This is a genomic window from Caulobacter sp. SLTY, from assembly GCF_009905535.1.
GTDB lineage: Bacteria > Pseudomonadota > Alphaproteobacteria > Caulobacterales > Caulobacteraceae > Caulobacter.
The window spans coordinates 41,151-64,407 of sequence record NZ_JAAALA010000004.1 but is presented as its reverse complement, the minus strand read 5'-3'; the positions used below and the strand labels follow the sequence as shown (position 1 = coordinate 64,407).

Annotated in this window: 27 protein-coding genes; 20 read left to right on the top strand and 7 right to left on the bottom strand. The window is 68.7% G+C overall.

All coding sequences use genetic code 11. The features are described 5' to 3' along the window. Positions 1–74 precede the first annotated feature (74 nt). Positions 75–1,511 (top strand): aldehyde dehydrogenase family protein, encoded by a 1,437-nt coding sequence (locus tag GVN21_RS03315; RefSeq protein WP_166573288.1) that lies wholly within the window; start codon positions 75–77, stop codon positions 1,509–1,511. Positions 1,512–1,537: 26 nt separating this feature from the next. Here the strand turns inward: GVN21_RS03315 and GVN21_RS03310 are convergent, their stop codons facing one another. Further along, the gene (locus GVN21_RS03310) at positions 1,538–2,704 is read right to left on the bottom strand and encodes an aromatic ring-hydroxylating dioxygenase subunit alpha (protein WP_166573287.1); all 1,167 of its coding nucleotides are present in this window, start codon (positions 2,702–2,704) and stop codon (positions 1,538–1,540) included. Positions 2,705–2,806: 102 nt separating this feature from the next. On the opposite strand from GVN21_RS03310, the gene GVN21_RS03305 reads away from it, so the two are divergent. From GVN21_RS03305 to GVN21_RS03290, 4 genes are all read left to right on the top strand, one after another. Then, positions 2,807–3,520: a hypothetical protein gene (locus tag GVN21_RS03305; RefSeq protein ID WP_166573286.1), complete on the top strand. Its 714-nt coding sequence runs from the start codon at positions 2,807–2,809 to the stop codon at positions 3,518–3,520. Then, the gene (locus GVN21_RS03300; RefSeq protein WP_166573285.1) at positions 3,517–4,260 is read left to right on the top strand and encodes a hypothetical protein; all 744 of its coding nucleotides are present in this window, start codon (positions 3,517–3,519) and stop codon (positions 4,258–4,260) included. Before GVN21_RS03305 ends, GVN21_RS03300 begins: the two co-directional genes overlap by 4 nt. 94 nt (positions 4,261–4,354) lie before the next feature. Further along, positions 4,355–4,753, top strand: coding sequence for a DoxX family protein (locus GVN21_RS03295; RefSeq protein ID WP_346764213.1), 399 nt, complete (start codon positions 4,355–4,357; stop codon positions 4,751–4,753). 33 nt (positions 4,754–4,786) lie between these two features. Then, positions 4,787–5,797: a hypothetical protein gene (locus GVN21_RS03290; protein WP_166573284.1), complete on the top strand. Its 1,011-nt coding sequence runs from the start codon at positions 4,787–4,789 to the stop codon at positions 5,795–5,797. Here GVN21_RS03290 and GVN21_RS03285 read toward each other — a convergent pair. Then, positions 5,794–6,636, bottom strand: coding sequence for a TauD/TfdA family dioxygenase (locus GVN21_RS03285; RefSeq protein ID WP_166573283.1), 843 nt, complete (start codon positions 6,634–6,636; stop codon positions 5,794–5,796). The two genes, GVN21_RS03290 and GVN21_RS03285, sit on opposite strands and share 4 nt — an antisense overlap. Before the next feature lie 393 nt (positions 6,637–7,029). Between GVN21_RS03285 and GVN21_RS03280 the strand changes: the two genes are divergently transcribed. The 9 genes from GVN21_RS03280 (at position 7,030) to ureG (ending at position 12,700) form a co-directional block, all read left to right on the top strand. After that, the gene (locus GVN21_RS03280) at positions 7,030–7,293 is read left to right on the top strand and encodes a hypothetical protein (protein ID WP_166573282.1); all 264 of its coding nucleotides are present in this window, start codon (positions 7,030–7,032) and stop codon (positions 7,291–7,293) included. Between the two features lie 104 nt (positions 7,294–7,397). Beyond that, positions 7,398–8,240, top strand: coding sequence for an urease accessory protein UreD (locus GVN21_RS03275; protein WP_166573281.1), 843 nt, complete (start codon positions 7,398–7,400; stop codon positions 8,238–8,240). Continuing rightward, positions 8,241–8,543, top strand: a complete 303-nt coding sequence (locus tag GVN21_RS03270) for an urease subunit gamma (RefSeq protein WP_166573280.1) — start codon at positions 8,241–8,243, stop codon at positions 8,541–8,543. A gap of 8 nt (positions 8,544–8,551) precedes the next feature. After that, a complete protein-coding gene (locus GVN21_RS03265) occupies positions 8,552–8,758 on the top strand; it encodes a hypothetical protein (RefSeq protein WP_166573279.1) in 207 nt (68 codons plus the stop codon). Further along, entirely contained in the window at positions 8,755–9,060 is a 306-nt protein-coding gene (locus GVN21_RS20670) for an urease subunit beta (RefSeq protein ID WP_166573278.1), read from the top strand. Before GVN21_RS03265 ends, GVN21_RS20670 begins: the two co-directional genes overlap by 4 nt. After that, positions 9,061–10,767: an urease subunit alpha gene (gene ureC, locus GVN21_RS03255; RefSeq protein WP_166573277.1), complete on the top strand. Its 1,707-nt coding sequence runs from the start codon at positions 9,061–9,063 to the stop codon at positions 10,765–10,767. It abuts the gene before it with no gap. Then, positions 10,767–11,219, top strand: coding sequence for an urease accessory protein UreE (locus GVN21_RS03250; RefSeq protein ID WP_166573276.1), 453 nt, complete (start codon positions 10,767–10,769; stop codon positions 11,217–11,219). The genes ureC and GVN21_RS03250 overlap by 1 nt, the downstream gene beginning before the upstream one ends. A 189-nt stretch (positions 11,220–11,408) precedes the next feature. Then, positions 11,409–12,077 carry an urease accessory protein UreF gene (locus GVN21_RS03245; RefSeq protein WP_205689904.1) on the top strand — a complete coding sequence of 223 codons (669 nt, stop codon included), beginning with the start codon at positions 11,409–11,411 and terminating at the stop codon, positions 12,075–12,077. Next, complete coding sequence (gene ureG, locus GVN21_RS03240; protein ID WP_166573275.1) at positions 12,074–12,700, top strand: urease accessory protein UreG; 627 nt, start codon at positions 12,074–12,076, stop codon at positions 12,698–12,700. The genes GVN21_RS03245 and ureG overlap by 4 nt, the downstream gene beginning before the upstream one ends. On the opposite strand, the gene GVN21_RS03235 is transcribed toward ureG, so the two are convergent. The 4 genes from GVN21_RS03235 to puuE are packed head-to-tail and all read right to left on the bottom strand — an operon-like array spanning position 12,701 to position 15,525. Beyond that, positions 12,701–13,174 carry a hypothetical protein gene (locus tag GVN21_RS03235; RefSeq protein WP_166573274.1) on the bottom strand — a complete coding sequence of 158 codons (474 nt, stop codon included), beginning with the start codon at positions 13,172–13,174 and terminating at the stop codon, positions 12,701–12,703. It abuts the gene before it with no gap. Beyond that, positions 13,171–14,154 (bottom strand): allantoicase, encoded by a 984-nt coding sequence (alc, locus tag GVN21_RS03230; protein ID WP_166573273.1) that lies wholly within the window; start codon positions 14,152–14,154, stop codon positions 13,171–13,173. The genes GVN21_RS03235 and alc overlap by 4 nt, the downstream gene beginning before the upstream one ends. After that, positions 14,151–14,627 carry a 2-oxo-4-hydroxy-4-carboxy-5-ureidoimidazoline decarboxylase gene (uraD, locus tag GVN21_RS03225; RefSeq protein WP_166573272.1) on the bottom strand — a complete coding sequence of 159 codons (477 nt, stop codon included), beginning with the start codon at positions 14,625–14,627 and terminating at the stop codon, positions 14,151–14,153. The genes alc and uraD overlap by 4 nt, the downstream gene beginning before the upstream one ends. After that, a complete protein-coding gene (puuE, locus tag GVN21_RS03220; protein WP_166573271.1) occupies positions 14,617–15,525 on the bottom strand; it encodes an allantoinase PuuE in 909 nt (302 codons plus the stop codon). Before puuE ends, uraD begins: the two co-directional genes overlap by 11 nt. Positions 15,526–15,661: 136 nt before the next feature. Here puuE and uraH point away from each other — a divergent pair, with 136 nt between their 5' ends. Genes uraH through GVN21_RS03190 form a run of 6 tightly spaced genes read left to right on the top strand, consistent with a single transcriptional unit; the run spans position 15,662 to position 22,342 of the window. Next, positions 15,662–16,003 carry a hydroxyisourate hydrolase gene (gene uraH, locus GVN21_RS03215; RefSeq protein WP_166573270.1) on the top strand — a complete coding sequence of 114 codons (342 nt, stop codon included), beginning with the start codon at positions 15,662–15,664 and terminating at the stop codon, positions 16,001–16,003. After that, positions 16,003–17,403 (top strand): xanthine dehydrogenase small subunit, encoded by a 1,401-nt coding sequence (xdhA, locus tag GVN21_RS03210; RefSeq protein WP_166573269.1) that lies wholly within the window; start codon positions 16,003–16,005, stop codon positions 17,401–17,403. The genes uraH and xdhA overlap by 1 nt, the downstream gene beginning before the upstream one ends. Beyond that, on the top strand, positions 17,396–19,714 hold the full coding sequence (gene xdhB / locus GVN21_RS03205; protein ID WP_166573268.1) for a xanthine dehydrogenase molybdopterin binding subunit: 2,319 nt from the start codon (positions 17,396–17,398) through the stop codon (positions 19,712–19,714). Before xdhA ends, xdhB begins: the two co-directional genes overlap by 8 nt. Continuing rightward, positions 19,711–20,670, top strand: a complete 960-nt coding sequence (gene xdhC / locus GVN21_RS03200; RefSeq protein WP_166573267.1) for a xanthine dehydrogenase accessory protein XdhC — start codon at positions 19,711–19,713, stop codon at positions 20,668–20,670. The genes xdhB and xdhC overlap by 4 nt, the downstream gene beginning before the upstream one ends. After that, positions 20,670–21,851 carry a urate hydroxylase PuuD gene (locus GVN21_RS03195; RefSeq protein WP_166573266.1) on the top strand — a complete coding sequence of 394 codons (1,182 nt, stop codon included), beginning with the start codon at positions 20,670–20,672 and terminating at the stop codon, positions 21,849–21,851. The genes xdhC and GVN21_RS03195 overlap by 1 nt, the downstream gene beginning before the upstream one ends. After that, positions 21,848–22,342 (top strand): ureidoglycolate lyase, encoded by a 495-nt coding sequence (locus GVN21_RS03190; RefSeq protein ID WP_166573265.1) that lies wholly within the window; start codon positions 21,848–21,850, stop codon positions 22,340–22,342. Before GVN21_RS03195 ends, GVN21_RS03190 begins: the two co-directional genes overlap by 4 nt. Here GVN21_RS03190 and GVN21_RS03185 read toward each other — a convergent pair. Then, positions 22,320–23,162 carry a hypothetical protein gene (locus tag GVN21_RS03185; protein WP_166573264.1) on the bottom strand — a complete coding sequence of 281 codons (843 nt, stop codon included), beginning with the start codon at positions 23,160–23,162 and terminating at the stop codon, positions 22,320–22,322. The two genes, GVN21_RS03190 and GVN21_RS03185, sit on opposite strands and share 23 nt — an antisense overlap. Positions 23,163–23,257: the final 95 nt, after the last annotated feature.

Genomic DNA, 23,257 nt, shown 5'->3' with positions numbered 1-23,257 from the left:
GGAGCCTGACTGCGGCGGCGGCAAGCAGAGAGGCGATCGGTGCGTTATAAGGCCGTCCCGCCGGAGATCGTGCCATGCCGTTGAAAGACGCCTACCCCCTGTACCTCGCCAACCAGGCGGTGTTCGCCAATGAGGACCTGGCGGTCACCGACAAGTTCACCGGCGAGGTGGCCACGCGGGTGGCCATGGCCGACGCCGCCACCATCGATGCAGCCATCAGCGCCGCCGAGGAGGCGACCGGGCCGATGGCGCGAATGGCGGCCTATGAGCGCCAGGCGGTGCTCAGCCATTGCGTGACGCGGTTCACCGAGCGGGCCGAGGAACTGGCCCAGGCCCTGTGCATCGAGGCCGGCAAGCCGATCCGTGACAGTCGGGGCGAGGTCACCCGCCTGATCGACACCTTCCGCATCGCCGCCGAGGAGAGCGTGCGGATGACCGGGGAGGTGCAGCCGCTGGACATCTCGGCCCGCGCCAGGGGCTACCAGGGGATGTGGAAGCGGGTTCCGATCGGGCCCTGCAGCTTCATCTCGCCGTTCAACTTCCCCCTCAACCTAGCGGCCCACAAGGTGGCGCCGGCCCTGGCGGTCGGCTGTCCCTTCGTGATGAAGCCGGCCAGCCGCACGCCGCTGGGCGCCCTGATCATCGGCGAGGTGCTGGCCGAGACCGACCTGCCGAAGGGGGCCTTCTCCATCCTGCCCGCAACCCGCGACGGCGCCGACCTGTTCACCACCGACGAGCGGCTGAAGATGCTGTCCTTCACCGGCTCGCCCGAGGTGGGCTGGGCGCTGAAGGCCAGGGCCGGCAAGAAGAAGGTGGTGCTGGAGCTGGGCGGCAATGCCGCGGTGATCGTCGACGAGGACGCCGACCTGGATGATGCGGCGGAACGGATCATCTTCGGCGCCTTCTACCAGTCGGGCCAGAGCTGCATCGGGGTGCAGCGAATCATCATCCACGAGCGCCTGTACGACCGGCTGCGCGAGATCCTGGTCGCCAGGACCCGCGCCCTGGTCGCCGGCGACCCGCGCGAGGAAGAAACCTTCATCGGGCCGATGATCGACGAGCAGGAGGCCCGCCGGCTGCAGGGCTGGATCGAGGAGGCGGTCGGGGCCGGGGCCACGCTGTTGTGCGGCGGGGGCCGGGACGGGGCGATGCTGCAGGCGAGCCTGCTGGAGGGCGTGCCGCGCGGCCTGAAGCTGCGCGACGAGGAGGCCTTCGGGCCGGTGGCGATCCTGTCGAAGTTCAGCGACTTCAAGGCGGCGCTGGCGGAGGTCAACGACAGCCGCTTCGGTCTGCAGGCCGGCGTGTTCACCCGTGACATCCACAAGGCCATGGCCGCCTGGGACGAGCTGGAGGTCGGCGGCGTGCTGATCAACGACGTGCCCAGCTACCGGGTCGACAACATGCCCTATGGCGGGGTGAAGGACAGCGGGCTGGGCCGGGAGGGGGTGCGGTTCGCGATGGAGGACATGACGGAAATCCGGAACCTGGTGATCCGTCGCAAGGAAATCTGACCTCCCTCCCCCTTCGGCGAGGGACTTTACCGCGCCCAGCCTTTTGGAGGCGCGCTGCCCAGCCGGCTCTCGGGGATCAACGAGCGCATCCGGCGGGTGAAGCTGCGCAGGGCCACCTCGTTTTCGCTAAGCGGCCCCATGGCGTAGCTGGACGAGGCCATGCCGGCCTGGACCCGCTCGATCAGGGCCTTGTCCTCGATGTTGACCAGCCGGTTGATCCGCCAGTTGAGGTAGCGGGCGGCCCGCATCTCGCGGCGGTCGTCGGGGAGGACGTAGGCGATCTCGCGCAGCATGGTCTTCGTCGGCGAGACGGGCAGGAACTGCATGAAGTCGATCTGGTCTGGGTAGACGTCGAAGGCGACGTTCGGCCAGAGCTTGAAATAGGTCCACAGCCGCTTTCGCTCCGTGGGCAGATGATCGACGTCGGGCAGGAAGCGCTGGTAGAGGCGCTCGGACCAGCTGTCCGACGGGGTTTCGCGCAACGCGCCCCACATCTTGTCGCACCAGGGTCCGGCCTCCAGCCCATAGCCGACCCCAAACAGGCGGGTCAGGCCCGGATGGGCCACGGTGATGTGCAGGCTGTCGGAGTAGTTGTCGGAGACGTTCTTCCAGTTCACGTCCCGCTCGCGCAGGGTGACGCGGCCGAGGGGAGTGAGCTCCTCCATCCGGTAGTGTTCGAGCTCGAAATAGTAGTCGCCAAGCATCTCCCGCACGCTGGGTAGGCCGCCCTGCAGGCGGATGAAGACGAAGCCCAGGCAGATTTCGTGCTCGACCGGGACGAGGTTGTGCGCCGCCCGATCGAAATCGCCGAACGCCTTGGCGTGCGGCACGCCGGCGAGTCGGCCGCGCAGGTCGTAGCTCCAGGCGTGGTAGGGGCAAGTCATCCGCACCCCGCAATGGCCTTTGGGCCCATCCACCACGCGGGAGGCGCGGTGGCGGCAGACATTGTGGAAGGCGCGCACCCTTTGGTCGTCGCCGCGCACCACCACGATGCTCTCGCCGAGGAAGTCGAGGGTGTGGAAATCCCCGGGCTCGGGGATGTCCGACAGGTGGCAGACGATCTGCCAAGAGGTGCGGAACACTGCCGCCTTCTCCGCCTCGAAGAAATCGGGGTCGTGATAGATCCAGCCCGGCAAGCCCAGGTTGGCGAGATCAGGCTCGGCGTTGGGATGGAGCGGCTGGGCGGCGGTCATGGGCGCAAGTCTAGCGCATCTCGCGGCGGCCGGGGAGGACTGCCCTTCGCGCGGGCGAACCGCTAAGTTCGGCGCGAGGGGGCAGGAATGATGGGTCAGGGTTTGGCGATAGCGCCGCCGCCGAAGCTCGGGAAAGGGCTGTCCATCATCGGCGCGGCGGCGGCGGCGCTTCTGTGGTTTTGGCCAGGCGATGCGCCATGGCTGCTCTGGCTCAATTTGGCCGCCCCGCCGCTGGCCTTCATTCCGCTGCTGTTGTGGCCGGGCCAGTTCACCCTTGGCGGGCGCGCAAAGGGCCTGTCGGCGCCCCGGCAGAATCTCGCCGGCCTGTGGACGCTGCCGTCCTTGGCCTTGGCCATGTGCGCCTGGAGCCCCGATTTCGAGCGGGTCTACACGGCGATGCCGGTTATCGGCGGGCTGGGTCTGGGAATTGTCTTCACCGCCATCGGCGCCTTGGTCGATCCGAGGGCGAGGCGCGAGATGATCGTGTTCCTGCTGATGGCCGGCACAGCCTGGGGCTGGGGCCTCCTGACGTTCGCCAATGTCGAATTCGACCGTACGCCCGGCGTGATCCGCCCCGCAGTGATCGCCGACAAGGACCCGGGCAGGCGGTCAGGGCCGACATTGGTCGTAGGGTTGCAGGACAGCCGCCTTACTGGCCTGAGGTTCAGGGTCAGCTATGCGGCCTATGAGTCCGTCAAAGCAGGCGACGCGGCCTGCGTCGAGGACAACCCCGGCGCTTTCGGCTGGCGCACCCTGTGGCTTGTCGAATGCACAGCGCCGTTGCGGGAAGTGATCACCCCGGAGCCGGCCTGGTGACCCTGTACGACCATCTGTATGGCCCGCCCCGATGGACACGCTGGCTCGATATCGCCGGATGGCTTGTCGGCCTCTGGCTGGTGACGTTCCCGGTCCCCTATCTGCCGCTGTTGACCGTGACGGCTCTTCTGCCCCCATTGGCCGCGGCGTTGGTCGCCATCTGGCCAAGGATATTCACCCTGACCTTCCAGGGCTCGACCTCCTACGCGTCGACCGAGGAGCGATGGTCCAGCCTCGGCGGCTTCTGGTTCACGACGGGCATAGCCATCACCGCCCGCGCCATGATGGATCTGGAGATGATTGACTACCTCTGGCCGATCCTGGCCGGGCTTGCGGGCGGGGTGGCGATGACCCTGGTCTTCGCCCTGGTCGAACGGGACTTTCGGGGCTGGTGGCTGGTGATCTGCCTGCCCTCCTGCATCGGCTGGGCCTGGGGCGGTCTGCTGTTCACGAACGCCTGGCTGGACCGCACGCCCGGCCAGTTCATCGTGATCGAGGACCTGCGCGGCGTGGATGATATCCGCCCCGGCTATACGGTGCGTTCTGCGGACGGACGTCCCCTGGCGGACCAGCGCCTGGCGCGCACCCTCAAAAGGACCTTTGGCCGGCCCCTTGTTCACCGCTGCCTGGACGTCAATACGGGCCTGTTCGGTTGGCGCTCGGTCATGGCGGTGAATTGCAATGCGCCGTTGCAGAGTCTCGCGCCCCCGGCTCCCCCAGCTCCTTCGCGGTCTCGTTGATCCGCGCGTTCTAGGGAATCTTGCCGGCCGATGTCGGGATGATCGATGCCCGCCCGTCCTTTGACCACAGACCAACAAACCATCGGAGGACGTTGTGAATCCCACCGCCATGCTCTGGACCGGCCGGGTCCTGTCCGGGCTCTACGTCCTGTTCATGCTGAGCGCCTCGGTGACCCCCAAGCTGATGGGCATGCCCATCGCCGAGGAGACGATGAAGCAGCTCGGCTGGCCGCCCGGCTACGTGCTGATGATCGGCCTGATCGAGCTGGCCTGCGTAATCCTCTATGTCATCCCGCGTACCGCCATCTTCGGGGGGGTGCTGACCACGGGTCTGCTCGGCGGGGCGATGGCCACCCAGGTCCGCATCGACAACCCGCTGTTCAGCCACATCCTGTTCAGCCTCTACCTGGGCCTCTTCATGTGGGGCGGCCTGTGGCTGCGCAGTCCGAAGCTGCGGGCGGTCTTCCCGGTGCTGCGGGAGAAGGGGCTGTAGCGGACAGGCCCTGCATCCGCCAGGATGCCGGTCATGGACTGGTTCGAGACACTCACCGGGTTTCGCGAGGACGGCTATGAGCCGACCCGCGCCAAGCTGAAGATCGAGGGGACCGAGCTGCTCTCCCTGGTCAACGGCCGGCGGTGCGCCATCGGCTCGCTGGAACTCCCCAGCCTCGCCGAACTGCGGGCGAGGGTCGGCGGGGATCGCGGACCTGGCGGCCGCGTCAAGGTTCGCAACGCCAGCGGAGACATTCGCGCCTTCCACCTGTTCCGCGAACATGAGGGCGCATTGTTCCAGGTCGCCTCGCAGTTCAACATGCTGGAAATGGTCGGGCCCAGCGTCACTCCGGAGCATGGGGTCACGCGTTACGAGCACGACCGCACCCAGGGTCCCGCCTGCGCGATCTCGGCCGGGGCGGCGACGCTGTACCGCAACTACTTCGCGCCGGTCGGCGACCAGGTCGGCCAGACGAAAGACCGGCAGCTCGATGGGCTGGTCGATCTGGGTCCCGCACTGGTCCAACTCACCCACAAGCGGCTTTCCTCGCTCTGGTCGATGCGCAACGGCTATGCCCTGGTCACCCCGGATGGCCTGGCCGCCCTGACCAAGGCGCTGGATGGGGCGGACGAGGGCGAGCGTGACCGGCTGCGGGGTCTGTTGCGGATCGGATTGCACCAGGACATCGAGGTGACCGAGCCGCATGCCTGGGGCCAGACCGTCAGCCAGGCCTTCTGCTCGGCGATGCCGGTCGCCTATGGCGAGGGGCGCTGGGAGGATTGGCGGGCGATCGCGACCCTCGTCCTCGAGGCCGCCTACGAGGCGACCCTGTGGGCGGCGGTTCTCAATGCCCGGCGGGGCGCCTCCAACATCGTGCTGCTGACCCGGCTAGGCGGCGGCGCGTTCGGCAATGACGACCAATGGATCGACGGGGCCATGCAGCGAGCGCTCGACCTCGTCGCCGGCTACGACCTGGAGGTCCTGCTGGTCAGCCACGGCGCTCCGCCGGCCTCCATGCTCGCCCTGGCGGCGCGGTACGGCTAGGCCCGCGGCCGATCCCCCGCCACCGTCGTGCGATGCATCACCCTCAGGTGGCCGTCGTAGCCTCCGTCGGCGAAGTGCAGGGTGCTGCGGTTGTCCCACAGGGTCAGCATCTGGGGCGCCCAGCGGTGGCGATAGACGAACGCGTCCTGGACGATGTGCTCGAACAGGAAGCGCAGGATGGCCATGCCCTCGGGCCGGGTCATGCCCTCGATGCCAACGGTGTAGACCGGGCTGCAGAACAGCGCCTTTCGGCCGCTGACCGGGTGGGTGACGACCAGGGGATGGGCGACCGTCTGTTCGGCCTCCTCGCTGACCACGATCTGCATCGTCCGCGCCTCGGTCTCCTTGGCGAAGACGCCGGAGGGGCCGTAGGCCTGGCGGGCGCTGTGGACGGCGCGCAGGGGCGCCAGCATGGCCTTCATGGCGTCCGACAGGGCGTCGTAGGCCCGGTAGCAGTCGGCATAGAGGGTGTCGCCGCCGACCGGCGGGACCACCTCGGCGTGGAGCAGGGTGCCGGCCGGCGGCTCGGGCTGGAAGCTCCAATCGCTGTGCCAGCCGGCCCCGAAGTTGGTCGCCTTTTCGTCCGGCTCGCGGCGCAGTTCCAGCACATTGGGGCGGCCGGGCATCGGCTTGATGAAGGGATCGACGCCGAAGGGGCCGAGCTGCAGGGTGAAGGCTTCCAGCTGGTCAAGGTCGAGCGGCTGGTCAGGGAACCAGAGCACCGAATGCCGGGCCCAGGCGGCCTTGACCGCCGCCAGGGTCTCATCGGCCAACGGACGGGTCAGGTCGATGTCCTCGATGCAGGCGCCGAACCCCTCGGCGCGCGGGGTGACCTTCATGGCGGGCTCCCTATGTTTTTTCGCCAGTAGGCGCGCGGCGGGCCGGCAAGGCAAGCGGCTCAAGGCATTCCTGAGGGTGCGCAGGTCAACCGAATACGGCGTTCGGTCCCACTCGAACCCCTCTCCCGCGAGGGAGAGGGAGGGGCCCGCGCGGCGAGGCCGCGTGGGAGGGGAGAGGGTTTACGCTGCCTGCTCTACTCCCACCGTCCCTAAACCCTCTACCTCCCACGCCCTTTGGGCGCGGGCCCCTCCTTCTCCCTTAGGGAGAAGGGAAGGAGTAGCTTGGGCCCTCGTTCAAACCCGACTGCACGAAGACATTCCGGGGTTTGAAGGCGGGGGGCGGATCGTGGTCTAGTGGCCCCGAGGCCTCTTGAAGGAACAGGACTTACGCTGATGACTCTCGCCCGTCTCTCCCTGGTGGCCGGCGCCGCCCTGCTGGCGCTTTCCGCCACCGCCTGTGAGCGCGAACGCGCGATGCGCAAGGGCGAGCCGGTCGAGGTTTCCGCCCCGACAGCGGCGGACCAGACGGCCGCCGCCAAGGCGGTCGAGGAGGCAAAGGCCGACTCCGCGGGCGATCCGGACGTCGCGCCGGTCGAGGGCGCCGCGACCACCGAAGCGGACAAGACCGAGGAACCGGCCGAAAAGCCGGCCCCCTGAAGCCCCTCAAACCCGGCGCCTGAAAAATAGGCGCCGGGGATCATTCCGTGTCCTGACCGGCCGGGCGGCTTTGATCGCGCAGGGCCGCCTCCGAAGGTGGCGGCATGGCGTTCGACGTCCCTATCCCTGATCGGCCCCAGGCCGCCGCGCCTCAGGCTGCCGCGCAACGCGCGGCGGGTCGGGCGCGGCTGGCTGTGCAGCGGGACGGCGAGATCAGCCGTCTGTCGCGGCTCTACCAGGAGGGAGCGGCGAAGCTGCGGCTGCCGCGCAGTCGGTCGGGCGTCGTCGAGGCGGTGATGATCAACTCGGCCGGCGGGATGACCGGTGGCGACCGGTTCGACTGGGCGGTGGAGGCCCGCGACGGAGCCCATGCGGTGCTGACCACCCAGGCCTGTGAGCGGATTTATCGGGCCAGCGCGGATGTCGCGCGGGTCGATGTGCGGCTGGCGCTGGGCGAGGTCGCGCGGATCGACTGGCTGCCGCAGGAGACCATCCTGTTCGAGGGCAGCGCCCTGTCGCGGCGGATCGAGGCGGACCTGGCGCCGGGGGCGCGTCTGCTGGCCTGCGAGGCGGTGATCCTGGGGCGCCATGCCATGGGCGAGCGGTTCACGCGCGGCCTGTTCCAGGACCGCTGGCGCATCCGGCGCGAGGGACGGCTGACCTTTGCAGATGACCTGACACTGGCCGGGGACATCCCGGCCCTGACCGCGCCTTCAGCCCTGTTGGCGGGGGCGGGCGCCTTCGCCACCCTGTTGCTGGTCGGCGGAGACGCCGAGGCGCGAATCGACGCCGTCCGCGCCGCCATCGGAGACCTGGGCGGGGCCAGCGCCTTCGACGGCAAGCTGGTCGCCCGGCTGGCCGCGCCGGATGGGCTCTCCCTGCGCCGGGCCCTGGTCCCTGCGATTGCCGCTCTGGGCGCCAAGCCCCCTACCGTCTGGACCTTCTGAATGAACCTGACCCCGCGCGAGAAGGACAAGCTGCTGATCGCCATGGCCGCCGTCGTGGCGCGCCGGCGGCTGGAGCGCGGGGTGAAACTGAACCATCCGGAAGCCATCGCCCTGATCTGCGACTTCGTGGTCGAGGGCGCCCGCGATGGCCGATCGGTCGCCGAACTGATGGAGGCCGGCGCCCATGTGATCACCCGCGACCAGGTCATGGAGGGCATCGCCGAGATGATCCACGACGTCCAGGTCGAGGCCACCTTTCCGGACGGGACCAAGCTGGTCACCGTCCATCAGCCCATTCGCTAGGAGGTCCGATGCGACGCTTCATTCCGGCCCTGACCATTGCCCTGCTGGCCTCGCCGGCGGCCGCGCACGAGGGCCACGGCGCCGAGGGCCTGCTGCATGGGTTCAGCGACGAGCATGGCGTCGCCCTGCTGGGCGTCGCCATCGTGCTGGGACTGGTCGCGGCCTTTCACAAGCCACTCGCCCGCATCGTGGCGCGGCTTCGGAAGCGGCCATGATCCCCGGCGAGATCATCACGCCGGAAGGCGACATCGAACTCAACGCCGGCGCGGCGCGTACGGTGCTGAGCGTGGCCAACAGCGGCGACCGGCCGGTGCAGGTGGGCAGCCACTACCACTTCTTCGAAACCAACCCCGCCCTGCTGTTCGACCGGCCGGCGTCCTATGGCCAGCGCCTGGACATCGCGGCGGGCACGGCGGTGCGGTTCGAGCCCGGCCAGACGCGGGAGGTCACCCTGGTGCCCATCTCAGGCGCGCGGCGCGTGTTCGGCTTTCGCCAGGCCGTGATGGGAGACTTGTAGATGGCCCGTATCGGCCGCGCCCTCTATGCCGACATGTTCGGCCCGACCACCGGCGACCGGGTGCGGCTGGCCGACACCGAGCTGTTCGTCGAGGTGGAGAGGGACTTCACCACCTATGGCGAGGAGGTGAAGTTCGGAGGCGGCAAGGTGATCCGCGACGGCATGGGCCAGGGCCAGCAGACGCGGGCCGAGGGCGCGGTCGATACGGTGATCACCAATGTGCTGATCATCGACCATTGGGGGATCGTGAAGGCGGACGTCGGGCTGAAGGACGGCCTGATCGCCGCCATCGGCAAGGCCGGCAATCCCGACACCCAACCGGGGGTGACCATCATTGTCGGGCCGGGCACCGAGGCCATCGCCGGCGAGGGCAAGATCCTCACCGCCGGGGGGATGGACGCCCACATCCACTTCATCTGTCCCCAGCAGGTGGAGGACGCGCTGATGAGCGGGGTGACCTGTATGCTCGGCGGTGGCACGGGGCCGGCGACGGGGACCAACGCCACTACCTGCACGCCGGGGCCTTGGCATATCCAGCGGATGATCGAGGCGGCCGATGGGTTGCCGATGAACCTGGCTTTTGCGGGCAAGGGCAACGCAAGCCTGCCGGCCGGGCTGGAGGAACAGATCCTGGGTGGCGCCTGCGCCCTGAAGCTGCATGAGGACTGGGGGACGACGCCGGCCGCCATCGACAACTGCCTGAGCGTGGCCGACGCCTATGACGTGCAGGTGATGATCCACACCGACACCCTCAATGAGAGCGGCTTTGTCGAGGATACGGTGGCAGCGTTGAAGGGGCGGACCATCCACGCCTTCCACACCGAGGGCGCCGGGGGCGGCCATGCGCCGGACATCATCAAGGTCTGCGGCCTGCCGAACGTCATCCCCAGCTCGACCAACCCGACCCGTCCGTACACGGTCAATACCCTGGCCGAGCACCTGGACATGCTGATGGTCTGCCATCACCTGGACCCGTCGATCCCCGAGGATATCGCCTTCGCCGAGAGCCGGATCCGGCGCGAGACCATCGCCGCCGAGGACATCCTGCATGACCTCGGCGCCTTCTCGATCATCTCCAGCGACAGCCAGGCGATGGGGCGGGTGGGCGAGGTGCTGATCCGGACCTGGCAGACAGCCGACAAGATGAAGCGCCAGCGCGGGCCGCTGCCCGGCGACGGGGCGGCCGACAACGTTAGGGTCAAGCGCTACATCGCCAAGTACACGATCAACCCGGCCATTGCGCAGGGGGTGAGCCGCCACATCGGCAGTGTCGAGGTCGGCAAGCGGGCGGATCTCGTGCTGTGGAACCCGGCCTTCTTCGGGGTGAAGCCGGACCTGGTGCTGCTGGGCGGGTCGATCGCCGCCGCCCCGATGGGTGATCCCAACGCCTCGATCCCGACGCCGCAGCCGGTGCATTACCGGCGGATGTTCGGGACCCTGGGCAAGGCGCTGACCCGGTCGAGCGTGGTGTTCACCTCCCACGCGGCGCTGGACGGGGGTTTGCGCGGGCGCATCGGGACGGACAAGGAGCTCGTCGCGGTGGAGAATGTGCGTGGGGGCCTCTCCAAAGCCGACATGATCCACAATGACGCCCTGCCGGCCATCGAGGTCGATCCGGAAACCTATGAGGTGCGGGCCGACGGCCTGCTGCTCACCTGTGAACCGGCCACGGTGCTGCCGATGGCCCAGCGGTATTTCCTGTTCTGATGCTCAAGGTCGCCTCCATCCTCCCCGCCGGAACGTGGGATTCCGCCGCCGACCACGTCACCCTCGACCAGGACGGCCGCCACCGGCGCCGCTTCGTGCTGACCAGCGACCATATGAAGATCGACGCCCTGCTCGACGAGCCGGCGGCGGTGCAACTGAAGCATGGCGATGGGCTGAAGCTCGACGATGGCCGGATCATCGAGGTGCTGGCCGCGCCCGAGGACCTGCTGGAGGTCACCGCCCATTCGCCGGAGCACCTTCTGCGGCTGGCCTGGCACTTGGGGAACAGGCACTTGGCCACCCAGATCGACGGCCAGCGCCTGCTGATCCGCTACGACCATGTCATCGCGCACATGCTGGAACACTTGGGAGCCCATGTGCACCGGGTGAGAGAGCGGTTCGATCCCGAGGGCGGGGCCTATGGGGGCGCTCACCATGCACATGAGCACTAGTCCGCAAGTGGTCCCTTCTCCCCTTGCGGGAGAAGGTGGCCCGAAGGGCCGGATGAGGGGTCGAAGACTCTTCAAGCTGCGTGCAACGGTCAGGCCGGGCTCCGTCAAAGCCGGCGTGACCCCTCATCCGTCGCCTACGGCGACACCTTCTCCCGCAGGGGGAGAAGGAAACCTCTGGCGGCCACCCGCTTGACGACCGCGCCGCTTCTCAAGCTGCTGACATGGCTCTCGCCGGCGTTTCCGGTCGGCGGCTTCAGCTATTCGCATGGGCTGGAGACGGTGATCGCCGAGAGCGTTGTTCACGACCGCCAATCCCTCCAAGCCTGGATCGCCGCCCTGATCGCCCATGGCTCCGGCTGGACCGACGCCGTCCTCCTCACCGAGGCCTGGAACGCCTCCACCACCGCCGACGCCGCCCGCATCGCCGACATCGCCGAACTGGCCGACGCCCTGGTGCCCTCGCTCGAACGCCGCCGCGAATCCCTGAGCCAGGGCGCCGCCTTCCTCACCGCCGCCCGCGCCTGGCGCACCGACGCCCTGCTGCCGCCGTTCGGCGACCCCACGCCCTACTGCGTCGCGGTTGGCGCCACGGCCGCCGCCCACGCCGTGCCGCTGGCCCCCACATTGACCGCCTGGCTGCACGGTTTCGCCAGCAACCTGACCAGCATCGCCATGCGCGCCGTGCCGCTAGGCCAGACTGACGGTGTCGCCGTACTGGCGGCGCTGGAGCCCCTGATCCTCGACACCGCCGCCCGCGCCGCCGTCTCGTCCCTCGACGACCTGGGGGCCTGCGCGCTGCACAGCGACATCGCCGCCATGCGACACGAAACCCTCACCGTCAGGCTGTTCATCTCATGAGTACCAACGGCCCCCTGCGCGTCGGCATCGGCGGCCCGGTCGGTTCGGGGAAGACCACCCTGACCGAGAAGCTGTGCAAGGCGATGCGCGACCAATACTCCGTCGCGGTGATCACCAACGACATCTACACCCGCGAGGACGCCCTGATCCTCAATCGGCTACAGGCCCTGGCCGAGGATCGGATCATGGGCGTCGAGACCGGCGGCTGCCCGCATACCGCCATCCGCGAGGACGCCTCGATCAACTTAGCCGCCATCGACGAGATGGTCGCCCGCCACCCGGACCTGGACGTCATCTTCATCGAGAGCGGCGGCGACAACCTGGCCGCCACCTTCAGCCCGGATCTCGCCGACCTGACCCTCTATGTGGTCAGCGTCTGCCAGGGCGAGAAAATCCCCCGTAAGGGTGGCCCCGCGATCACGCGCAGCGACCTGTTGATCATCAACAAGACGGATCTCGCGCCGTACGTCGGGGCCGATCTCTCGGTGATGGAGAGCGACGCCCGGGTCCAACGAGGGACGCGGCCCTTCGTGATGAGCGACCTGACCCGGCTGAAGGGGGTGGATGAGATCGTCAGGTTCATTGAGCGTCAGGGCGGGCTCACAGCGCGGTCGGCTGCCTGATCAAGGCTGAGCGTTAAGGCTGACCGCCTTGATGCCCCGCCCCTCGGCTCCGAATGTCACCTCGATCCAGGCTCCACAGCCAGAAACGTCCAAGTTATAGGTCGGCCCGCCTTCGCGGACGCTCATTGAGCCCTCGTCGGGCAGCAGCTTCGCCAGCTTGGCTCTGACCTCGGCGGGTCCGTCTGAGGCGTCCAGACCCCACGGCCAGGGCGTGCCCGTCCCGGCTCGCAGCTGCTTATCCGTGAGCAGATTGTTCAGGTATTCATACTCGACGCCCTGCAGGTCGGTGAAACTGCAGTCTGACATGCAATCGAGATCCACTTTCGGGCCAACAAGGGCCGGCGCGGGATCGGACCAACGCATCTCCCCGAAGGTATCGACCCGACGCAGAGCCTCTTCGCACGTCAGATCGCCCGCCCGGGCATGCCCGGCGACAGCGAGCGTACACAGCAAGGCGCCTGCGACGAGCCTCATGCCTTTCGCCCCTTCAGCCGGAGGCGGCTGATCCCACCGTCCGGGTAGATGTTCAGCCGTACGTAGCGCACCGGCCCCAGCGCCTTCAGCTCCTCGCGGAAGACGTGGATGCGGTTCATCGACAGCTTCACCTCCTCCAGGAGCACCGGCCAGGTCTCGGCCGACTTGGCGATTTCCTCGGCCGTGCCGTGGGCCTCCGCCGACGCCTGGATGGAGCACCGGTCGGGGTAGTTGCCTTTGAAGTGGGCGGTATCGACGATGACCTCCTCGATGGTTCCGGCGTGGCCGAGCGCCAGCACGGCCCAGTCGTGGCCGGGTTCGCGGCGGCGGCGGGTTTCCCAGCCGTCGCCCATGTCCTTGCCCCGGCCGGGGGCGGTGAGGTTCTCGACGCGGCCGAAATGTTCGTCGTTGGCGATCAGGCCTCGGCCACCGTTTTCCATGGCCAGGAGGTCGAGCACCTCATCAGGGCTAACCTTGGACCAGTCCTTGTGCACCGTGCCGAAGACGCGGAGGCGGGCGACGCCGCCGTCCGGGTAGATGCTGAGGCGAACGTGGGTCCAGACGCCGGGGGTCTGGGCCACCAGGAAGCGGCGGTCGTTGCCGTTTAGGTCAGTGACCGGGACCAGGGTGGTCCAGGCGGTGTTGTCGGCCGGGATGTCAGCGTCGCTCTGGCAGGCTTCGATGGAGGCTCTCGGCGGGTAGTTGCCGGTGAAGTTTCGAGTGTCGATCTCGAAGCCGGCGATCTCGCCCCGCGCGCCCAGCTTGACGATGGCCCAGTCGTGGCCGGGCACGCGCTTGCGGCGGCTTTCCCAGCCGTCCATCCACTTGCCGTTCTCATCGTACTTGCCGGGGATGAAGACCGGTTCGGCCGGGTCGATCATCCGGCTCTTGTCGGCGAAGAAGTCGTCGGTGGCGAAGACCACCGCGCCGCCCAGGCGCGGCTGGGCCAGGTCGATCAGGCCGGCGAAGGGATGGGTCACGCGGGGTCCTTGAAGAGGTCGTCCAGGCGGAAGCGGGCGATGCGGTGGATCTGGCGCAGGGCCTCGGCGAACTCGGTCTCCGGATCGTTGTCCAGGCGCTGTTCGAAGGCGGCCAGGATGTCGGCGCGGGTCATGCCCTTGACCGCCACGATGAAGGGAAAGCCGAAGCGGGCGTTGTAGGCGGCGTTTAGCCGCTGGAAGGCGGCGAACTCCTCGGGACTGCACTGGTCCAGACCAGCGCCCGATTGTTCGCGCACCGAGGCGTCGGCCATGGCCGTACGGCCGGCCAGTTCCGGGTGGGCCTTGATCAGGGCCAGCTGCTTTTCATACGGGGCGGTATCGACCACCTCGGCCATGGCCTTGGCCATCTTCTCGGCCGTGGTCAGGTCGGCGGCATGGGCCCAGACGGCGTCGGCGACCCAGGGGGAGTCCTCATAGACGCCGCCGAACCGGGTGGTGAAATCAACGGCCATGAGGGTGTCTCTCGCGCCAGTGGCGGGCGATCTCGATACGCCGGGCGAACCAGACGTCCTGATGCCCGAGCGCGTGACGCAGGAATTTCTCCAGCCCCGCCAGCTTGCCCGGTCGCCCCGCCAGGCGGCAGTGCAGGCCGATGGACATCATCTTCGGCCGCTCCTCGCCCTCCGCATACAGAACGTCGAAGGTATCGCGCAGGTACTGGAAGAACTGATCGCCGGTATTGAGGCCAGTGCCGGAGAACCGCATGTCGTTGGCCTCAAGCGTGTAGGGCACGATCAGGTGCGGCTTGCCGGCCGGCGTCGTCCAGAACGGCAGGTCGTCCGAATAGTCGTCGGAGTCATAGAGGAAGCCGCCCTCCTCCGCCGCCAGCCGGCGGCTGTTCGGGCTGGTGCGGCCGGTGTACCAGCCGAGGGGGCGCTCACCGGTCAGCCGGGCGTGGATCTCGATGGCCCGCTCCATGTGCTGGCGCTCGATGGCCTCGGGGATGTCCTGGTAGTTGATCCAGCGCCAGCCGTGGCTGGCGATCTCGTGCCCGGCCTTGAGGAAGGCCTCGACCACGGCGGGGTTGCGGTCCATGGCCATGGCCACCCCGAACACCGTCAGAGGAACGCCGTACCGCTCGAACAGGCGCAGCAGCCGCCAGACCCCGGCCCGCGAGCCGTACTCATAGATCGACTGCATGCTCATATGCTGGGCGGCCTCGACCGGGCCGGGGAAGATCATGTCCGACAGGAAGGTCTCGGCCCCGGCGTCGCCATGCAGGATGGAGCGCTCGCCGCCCTCCTCGTAGTTCAGGACGATCTGCACGGCGATCCGCGCGCCACCCGGCCAGTCCGCGTGCGGCGGATTGGGGCCGTAGCCGATCAGGTCGCGGGGATAGAAGTCGCTCATCGGACGCCCATACGGAGCCCGCCGGACGCTCAAGGTCAAGGCTTGCGCGCGATGGGCGGCGACAATGGTTGCATTCGGCGCGGCGAGGGAGAATTCTGGACTGCTCCGCCGCGTTTCGGCGGCTGCTGGAGCAAGAATGAACGGTCTGACGACCCACGTCCTCGACACCACCCACGGCCGGCCGGCCGCCGGGGTGGCGCTGCGCCTGATCCGGGACGGCGCCGTGCTGGTCGAAACACGCACCAACACCGACGGCCGCTGCGACGCGCCCCTGCTGACGGGCGAGACCATCGCGGTCGGCGCCTATCGGCTGGAGTTCGAGGTCGGGGCCTATTTCCGCGAGGCGGGGGTGGCGTTGCCGGAGCCGGCCTTCCTCGAGACCGTGGCCATCGACTTCGGCGTCGCTGACACAGCCGCCCACTATCACGTGCCGCTGCTGGTCTCGCCGTTCGGCTATTCGACCTATCGGGGCAGCTGATGCGCGACACCGTCCGCTTCCTGCTCGATGGCGAGGTGGTCGAGCTTTCGGGCATCGATCCGACCATGACGGTGCTCAACTGGCTGCGCTACGAGCGCCGCCGCACCGGGACCAAGGAGGGCTGCGCCGAGGGCGACTGCGGGGCCTGCACCGTAGCGGTCGGCGAGCTTGAAGACGGCGCGGTGCGCTGGCGGGCGGTCAACGCCTGCATCCTCTTCCTGCCGATGCTGGACGGCAAGGCGCTGAAGACGGTCGAGAGCCTGGGCGGAAAACATCCTGTGCAGACCGCCCTGGTCGAGCACCACGCCAGCCAGTGCGGCTTCTGCACCCCGGGCTTCGTGATGAGCCTGTGGGTGCGCGGGCGGGAGAAACAGCCCCTGCCGGTGAACGACAGCCTGGCTGGGAACCTCTGCCGCTGCACCGGCTATGGCCCCATCGTCGCGGCGGCGGAGGCCCTTGGCCCGACGCTGGAGGACGATCCGGTCGAGGCGCTGACGGCCCTGGCGGCCGCCCCCTCACTGGCCGTGGAGACCGACGGGCGCCGATGGTTCTCGCCGCGCTCGCTGTCTGAGCTGACCGACCTCGCCGAACAGCATCCGGAAGCGGTGATCCTGGCCGGGGCAACCGATGTCGGCCTGTGGGTGACCAAGCAGCATCGGCGGCTGGAGACGGTCATCTGGATCGGCGCTGTCCACGAACTGCAGACCATCAGCCAGACGCCGGAGGGCCTGCGCATCGGCGCCGGCATCCGCTACGGCGATGCGCTCGACGTCCTGCGCGGCCTGCATCCCGACCTCGGCGAGCTGCTCCGCCGCCTGGGGTCTGTGCAGGTGCGGTCGAGCGGCACCCTCGGCGGCAACATCGCCAACGGCTCACCGATCGGCGACATGCCCCCGGCCCTGATCGCGCTCGGCGCGAAGCTGGTGCTGCGCAAGGGCGCGACCACGCGCAGCTTGCCGCTGGAGGACTACTTCATCGCCTATGGCAAACAGGACCGGCGGCCCGGCGAGTTCGTCGAGGCGCTGGTGATCCCGCCGCTGGGCGACCGCCTGTTCCACGTCGCCAAGCTCTCCAAGCGGTTCGACCAGGACATCTCCGCCGTCTGCGCGGGCTTCTCCGTCGCGGTGAAGGACGGCATCGTCAGCGACGCCCGTATCGCCTTCGGCGGCATGGCCGCCACGCCCAAGCGCGCCGCCGCCTGCGAGGCCGCCCTGACCGGCCGGCCGTGGACGGAGGAAACCATCGAGGCCGCCGCCCGGGCCCTGGCCGAGGACTTCACCCCTCTCGACGACATGCGGGCCAGCGCCGCCTATCGGCTGACCACGGCGGGCAATCTGCTGCGCCGCTGGTTCGCCGGGCAAACGGCCGGGGTGCTGGCGGCGGAGGCGATCGATGCCTGACGCCGGAGGTCCCGCCACCGGCGTCGTCAGCCGGCCGATCAAGCACGACAGCGCCGAAAAGCACGTCGCCGGCCGCGCCACCTATATCGACGACATTCCGGAGCCGGCCGGGCTGGTGCACCTCTACATCGCCCAGAGCCCGAAGGCGCATGCCCGGATCTTGGCGATGGACCTGTCGGCGGTGCGGACTGCGCCCGGAGTGGTCGATGTCATCTCCGCTGCCGACGTGCCCGGCAAGAACGACGTCAGCCCAGTCGTGGGCGACGATCCGCTGTTCGCGGAGGACCGGGTCCAGTTCGTCGGCCAGTCCCTGTTCGCTGTCGCCGCCGAAAGCCTGGCCCAGGCCCGCGCCGCCGCCGCCCTGGCCCGGATCGACTACGAAGACCTGCCCGCCATCCTGACCCAGGACGCCGCCCGCGCCGCCGGCTCGGTGATCGAGGCGGCCCAGGAAATGCGGCTGGGCGATGCGCCTGCCGCCATAGCCGCCGCTTCGCGCCGGCTGTCGGGAACCTTGGCCATCGGCGGCCAGGACCACTTCTACCTCGAGGGCCAGATCGCCCTGGCCACGCCCCGCGAGGACGGCGACGTCCACGTCTGGTGCTCCACCCAGCACCCGACCGAGGTCCAGCACAACATCGCCAAGGTGCTGGGCGTGCGCGACCATGCGGTCACCGTCGAGGTGCGGCGGATGGGCGGCGGGTTCGGGGGAAAGGAGAGCCAGCCGGCCCTGTTCGCCGCCGCTGCCGCCCTCATCGCCGTGCGCACCGGCCGGCCGGCCAAGCTGCGGCTGGACCGGGACGACGACATGGTCATGACCGGCAAGCGCCATGACTTCGAGACCGGCTGGGAAGCCGGCTTCGACGAGGCCGGGCGGCTGACCGGCTATGCGGTGGAGATGGGCAGCCGTTGCGGCTACAGCGCCGACCTGTCGATGGCCATCAACGACCGGGCCATGTTCCACAGCGACAACGCCTACGCCCTGCCCGCCGCCGAGATCCGCTCGCACCGCTGGCGCACCCACACCGTCTCCAACACCGCTTTCAGGGGCTTCGGCGGACCGCAGGGGATGATGGGGATAGAGCGGGCGATGGACGCCATCGCCTTGGACCTCGGCATTGACCCGCTCGATGTGCGTAAGGCCAACCTTTATGGCGTGGCCGGCCTCCAGACACCCTATGGCCAGACGGTGGATGACGCCCCGATCCTGGAGCTGATCGAACGGCTGGAGGCGACCAGCGCCTATCGCCGGCGTCGCGCCGCCATCGCCGACTGGAACGCCAAGAACCGCTGGCTGAAGCGCGGCATCGCCCTCACCCCCGTCAAATTCGGCATCAGCTTCACCGCCACCCACCTCAATCAGGCCGGGGCGCTGATCCACGTCTACACCGACGGCTCGGTGATGCTGAACCACGGCGGCACGGAGATGGGCCAGGGCCTCTATCAAAAGGTCGCCCAGGTGGTGGCCGACGCCTTCGGCATCGGACTCGACCGCGTACGGATCACCGCCACCGCGACCGACAAGGTGCCCAACACCAGCGCCACCGCCGCCAGCTCGGGCAGCGACCTCAACGGCATGGCGGCCCTGGATGCGGCGAACCAGATCAAGGCCCGGCTGACCGCCTTCGCCGCCGAAAAATGGGGCGTCGATCCGGCCGCCGTCACCTTCGCCGGCGGCATGGTTCGCTGCGGGACAGAAACCCAGGACTTCACCACCCTGGTCCGCGAGGCCTGGTTCAACCGCATCGGCCTGTCGGCGGCCGGCTTCTACCGCACGCCGGACATCCACTATGACCGCGCCACCCACCAGGGCCGGCCGTTTTTCTACTACGCCTGGGGCGCTGCCTGTTCCGAGGTGATCATCGACACCCTGACCGGCGAGAACCGCTGCCTGCGCGCCGACATCCTGCACGACTGCGGCGCCTCGCTGAACCCGGCCATCGACCTTGGCCAGATCGAGGGCGGCTTCATCCAGGGGATGGGCTGGCTGACCACCGAGGAGCTGGTCTGGGACGACCAGGGCGCGCTGAAGACCCACGCCCCCTCGACCTACAAGATTCCCGCCTGTTCCGACCGCCCGCCGATCCTCCACATCGACCTCTGGGACCAGCCGAACCCGGCCGCCACCATCCGCCGCTCCAAGGCGGTCGGCGAGCCGCCGCTGATGCTGGCGATCAGCGTCTTCTCGGCCCTGACCCAGGCGGTGGCGGCGGCCGGCGATTTCAAGATCATGCCGACCCTCGACGCCCCGGCCACGCCCGAGCGCATCCTGATGGCGGTGGACGACGTCCGCCGTCGGGCGGGCCTCTCATGAGCTGGGCGGCCCAGGCCCTGAGCGCCATCAGGCGCGGCGAGCCGCTGGCCCTGGTCACCGTCATCGCGGCGGAGGGAAGCACCCCGCGCGAGGCCGGGACCCGGATGCTGGTCACCGCCGACGGCCAGACCGGCACCATCGGCGGCGGCGCCTTGGAATACCGCGCCGCCGACCAGGCCCGCCAGCTGCTCGGACAGTCGGAGCGCGACTGGGCGGTGCAGGACTACCCCCTCGGCCCCTTCCTGCAGCAGTGCTGCGGCGGCCACGTCCGCCTGCTGCTTGAGCGGCTGGATGCGGACGACCGCGTCTGGCTGGAACCGGCAGCCCGCGCCGAGGCCGCCGGCCGACCCTATGGCCTCAAGGCCCGCATCTGTGGCGCCCGGCTGGAGCGGGGCTTCTTCGGCGAGGAGACCCAGTGGGTCGGCGCCGTGGCCCTGATCGGCCCCGACGGCGTCCCCCTGCCCGGCCGCCGCCCGACTCTTGGCGAAGGTGACGCCCTGGTCGAGCGGATCGACGCCGCCCGCCCTCGCGTCCTGCTGTTCGGCGCGGGCCACGTAGGCCAGGCCATCGCCCGCGCCCTCACCCCCTTGCCTTTCCGCCTCGACTGGCAGGACAGCCGCCAAGAAGCGGCCGGCCCGGGTGTCGCCATCCACGAGGAGGCGCGGCTGATCGAGACCGCCGCCGGCGCGGGACCGGACGACCTCGTCCTGATCCTCACCCACAACCATGACCTCGACTACCAGCTGACCCGCGCGGCCCTTTCGGCGGCCCCCGCCTACGTCGGCCTGATCGGCTCGGCGACCAAGAAGGCCCGATTTCTCCGTCGTCTGAACGAGGACGGCGTTTCGGCCGCGAACCTCACTTGCCCGATCGGCATCGAGGGCCTGAAGAGCAAGGCGCCGGAGGTGATCGCCGTGAGCGTCGCCGCCCAGCTGCTGCAACGGATGGAAGCCTGATGCTCGCCGACCTCCTCGCCTGGGCCAACCTCGCCGTCCGTTGGCTGCATGTCATCGCGGGGATCGCCTGGATCGGCTCGTCCTTCTATTTCATGTGGCTGGACGCCAGCCTGCGGGCCACGCCCGAGACGCCAAAGGGCGTCCAGGGCGATCTTTGGGCGGTGCACGGCGGCGGCTTCTATCACAAGCGCAAGTACCTCTCGGTCCCGCCGGACATGCCGGCCGAGCTGCACTGGTTCAAATGGGAGGCCTACACCACCTGGATCAGCGGCATCCTGCTGCTGACGCTGATCTACTACGCCGGGGCATCCGTCTATCTGATCGACCCGGCCAAGATCGCCCTCGCCCCCTGGCAGGCCATCGCCATCGGGACCGGCTTCCTGGCCGGCGGCTGGATCGTCTACGACCTCCTCTGCCGCTGGCTGGCCCACCGCGAGCGCCTGTTCGCTATCGTCTGGTTCGCCGTGCTGACGGCCGCCGCCTTCGGCCTGGTTCAGGTCTTCAGCAACCGGGGCGCCTTCATCCACCTGGGCGCGCTGATCGGCACGGCCATGGTCGGCAACGTCTTCCTGGTGATCATCCCCAACCAGCGGAAGATCGTGGCGGCCATGCTGGCGGGCCAGCCGGTGGACCCGGCCCTGGGCAAGAAGGGCAAGCTGCGCAGCGTCCACAACAACTACATGACCCTGGCGGTCCTGTTCCTGATGGTGTCGAACCACTATCCGAATGTGGTCGACCATCCGCTGAACTGGCTGCTGGCCATGGGGATCGGGCTGAGCGGGGCGGTGATCCGCCACTATTTCAACGAGAAGAACGCCGGGCGGAAGACGCCGATCATCCTGGTCAACGGCATCGCCCTGTTTGTGGCGGTGATGTTCCTGGCCCTGGCCACCACGCCCAAGCCGGCAGAGGCGGGCATCGCCGTCCCGGCCTTCCCGGAGGTCCAGGCCATGATCGGCCGCCACTGCCAGACCTGCCACTCGGCCAACCCGACCCACCGCGGCTTCACCGCCCCGCCGAACGGGGTGGCCTATGACACACCGGCGCAGATCCGCCAGTACGCCCCGCGCATCTATGAGCGAGCGGTGGCCAACCACTCCATGCCGCTGGGCAACGAGACCGGCATGACCGAGGATGAGCGGGCCAAGCTCGGCGCCTGGATCAAGGCCGGCGCCAAATGAGGATCGTCCGGCCCAAACCCCTGACCCCGGAAGCCTTCGCCCCCTACGGCGAGGTGATCAGTGTGCGGGACGAGGCGGAGCACTACCCGATCAACTACGGCGCCACCACGCGCTACCACGCCCTGGCCCATGCCACGGCGCAGGACGGCGGGGTGATCCTCAGCATCTTCCGCTCCACCCCCCTGGCCGACCTGACCCTGAAGATCATGGAGCGCCACCCCCTGGGCAGCCAGGCCTTCATGCCGCTGAACGGTCGCCCCTACCTGGTCGCCGTCGCCCCGGCGGGCGACCTTGATCTCGCCCGCATCGAGGTGTTCCTGGCCGGCGGCGACCAGGGGGTGAACTACGCCGCCGGGACCTGGCACCACTATTCCCTGGCGCTGGAGGCGGTCAGCGATTTCCTTGTCGTCGACCGCCAAGGGCCGGGCGCCAACCTCGACGAGATCGAACTGGCCGAGGCCGACTGGATCAGGGTATTGCTCGAGAGGTAGCGCCGGTCGCTTCAGGGGACAGTAGCAGATCAATAGCGGCCTGCTCAGACGCGGTGCGAAAATCGTCGAATCCATGGACGCTGAACAAGGCCAGGACCGAGGGGCGGCGACGTGGCGCCTCGGTCACGCAGCGCAGCTCAGTCTCCTCCGCCTTCCAGCACATCACCATGCCGCCTCCATTGCGGACGGCTTCGTAGGTCTGGCGATCAACAGCCGGAGTGAAGGTCAGTGTCGGGTCCAACACAGGCTGTAGATCGATTTCAGGCCAAGGGGGCAGACGCCTGGCTGCGAACGGCGGACTGGCCACCAAGGATTTAAGTTGGTCGTCGACCACCTTGGCGCGGGCCGCGGCGTCGTGGGCGTTCGGCTTGCGCGCCACGGCTATGTCGCCGCCGACCAACCGGATCGGACCCAGATAGTGGCCAAACCCGAAACGGCCGGCCGGGCCTTGGTCCTGAGCCAGCAGTTCGGGAGTCTGTTCGGGGGTCGTCTGTTTTCGCCAGAGACTGAGTTCGACCGCGCCGTTTTCCAGGCAGGCCTGATCGGGTGCGGCGAACACGGCTACCATCACCACCTCGACGCCCTCAACCGCGCCGGTCCGGCTGCGCCGCATAACGCATTTCGTGTCGCCGTGATCCCGCAGCCGACCTTCGCCCTTGAACTCAGGCATATGGTAGGTGGAGACCGTCCGCAGAAGATCCTCAAGCCGCGCCTCCGCCTGTTTGGCCTGTACGATCTCCTTCACGGGATCGGATCCACCGTCGCAGCCCGCCAGCGCCGCCGCCAGCAGTCCAATCAGCAACCGTATTCTTCCGGCCATCCGCGCCTCCTTCGCGTTGACTGTCTGCCATGATTGTACGGTCGTCAAATCGAGCCAAGCCGAACTCACCCTATCATTTCCGCTAGCTTGTCCGG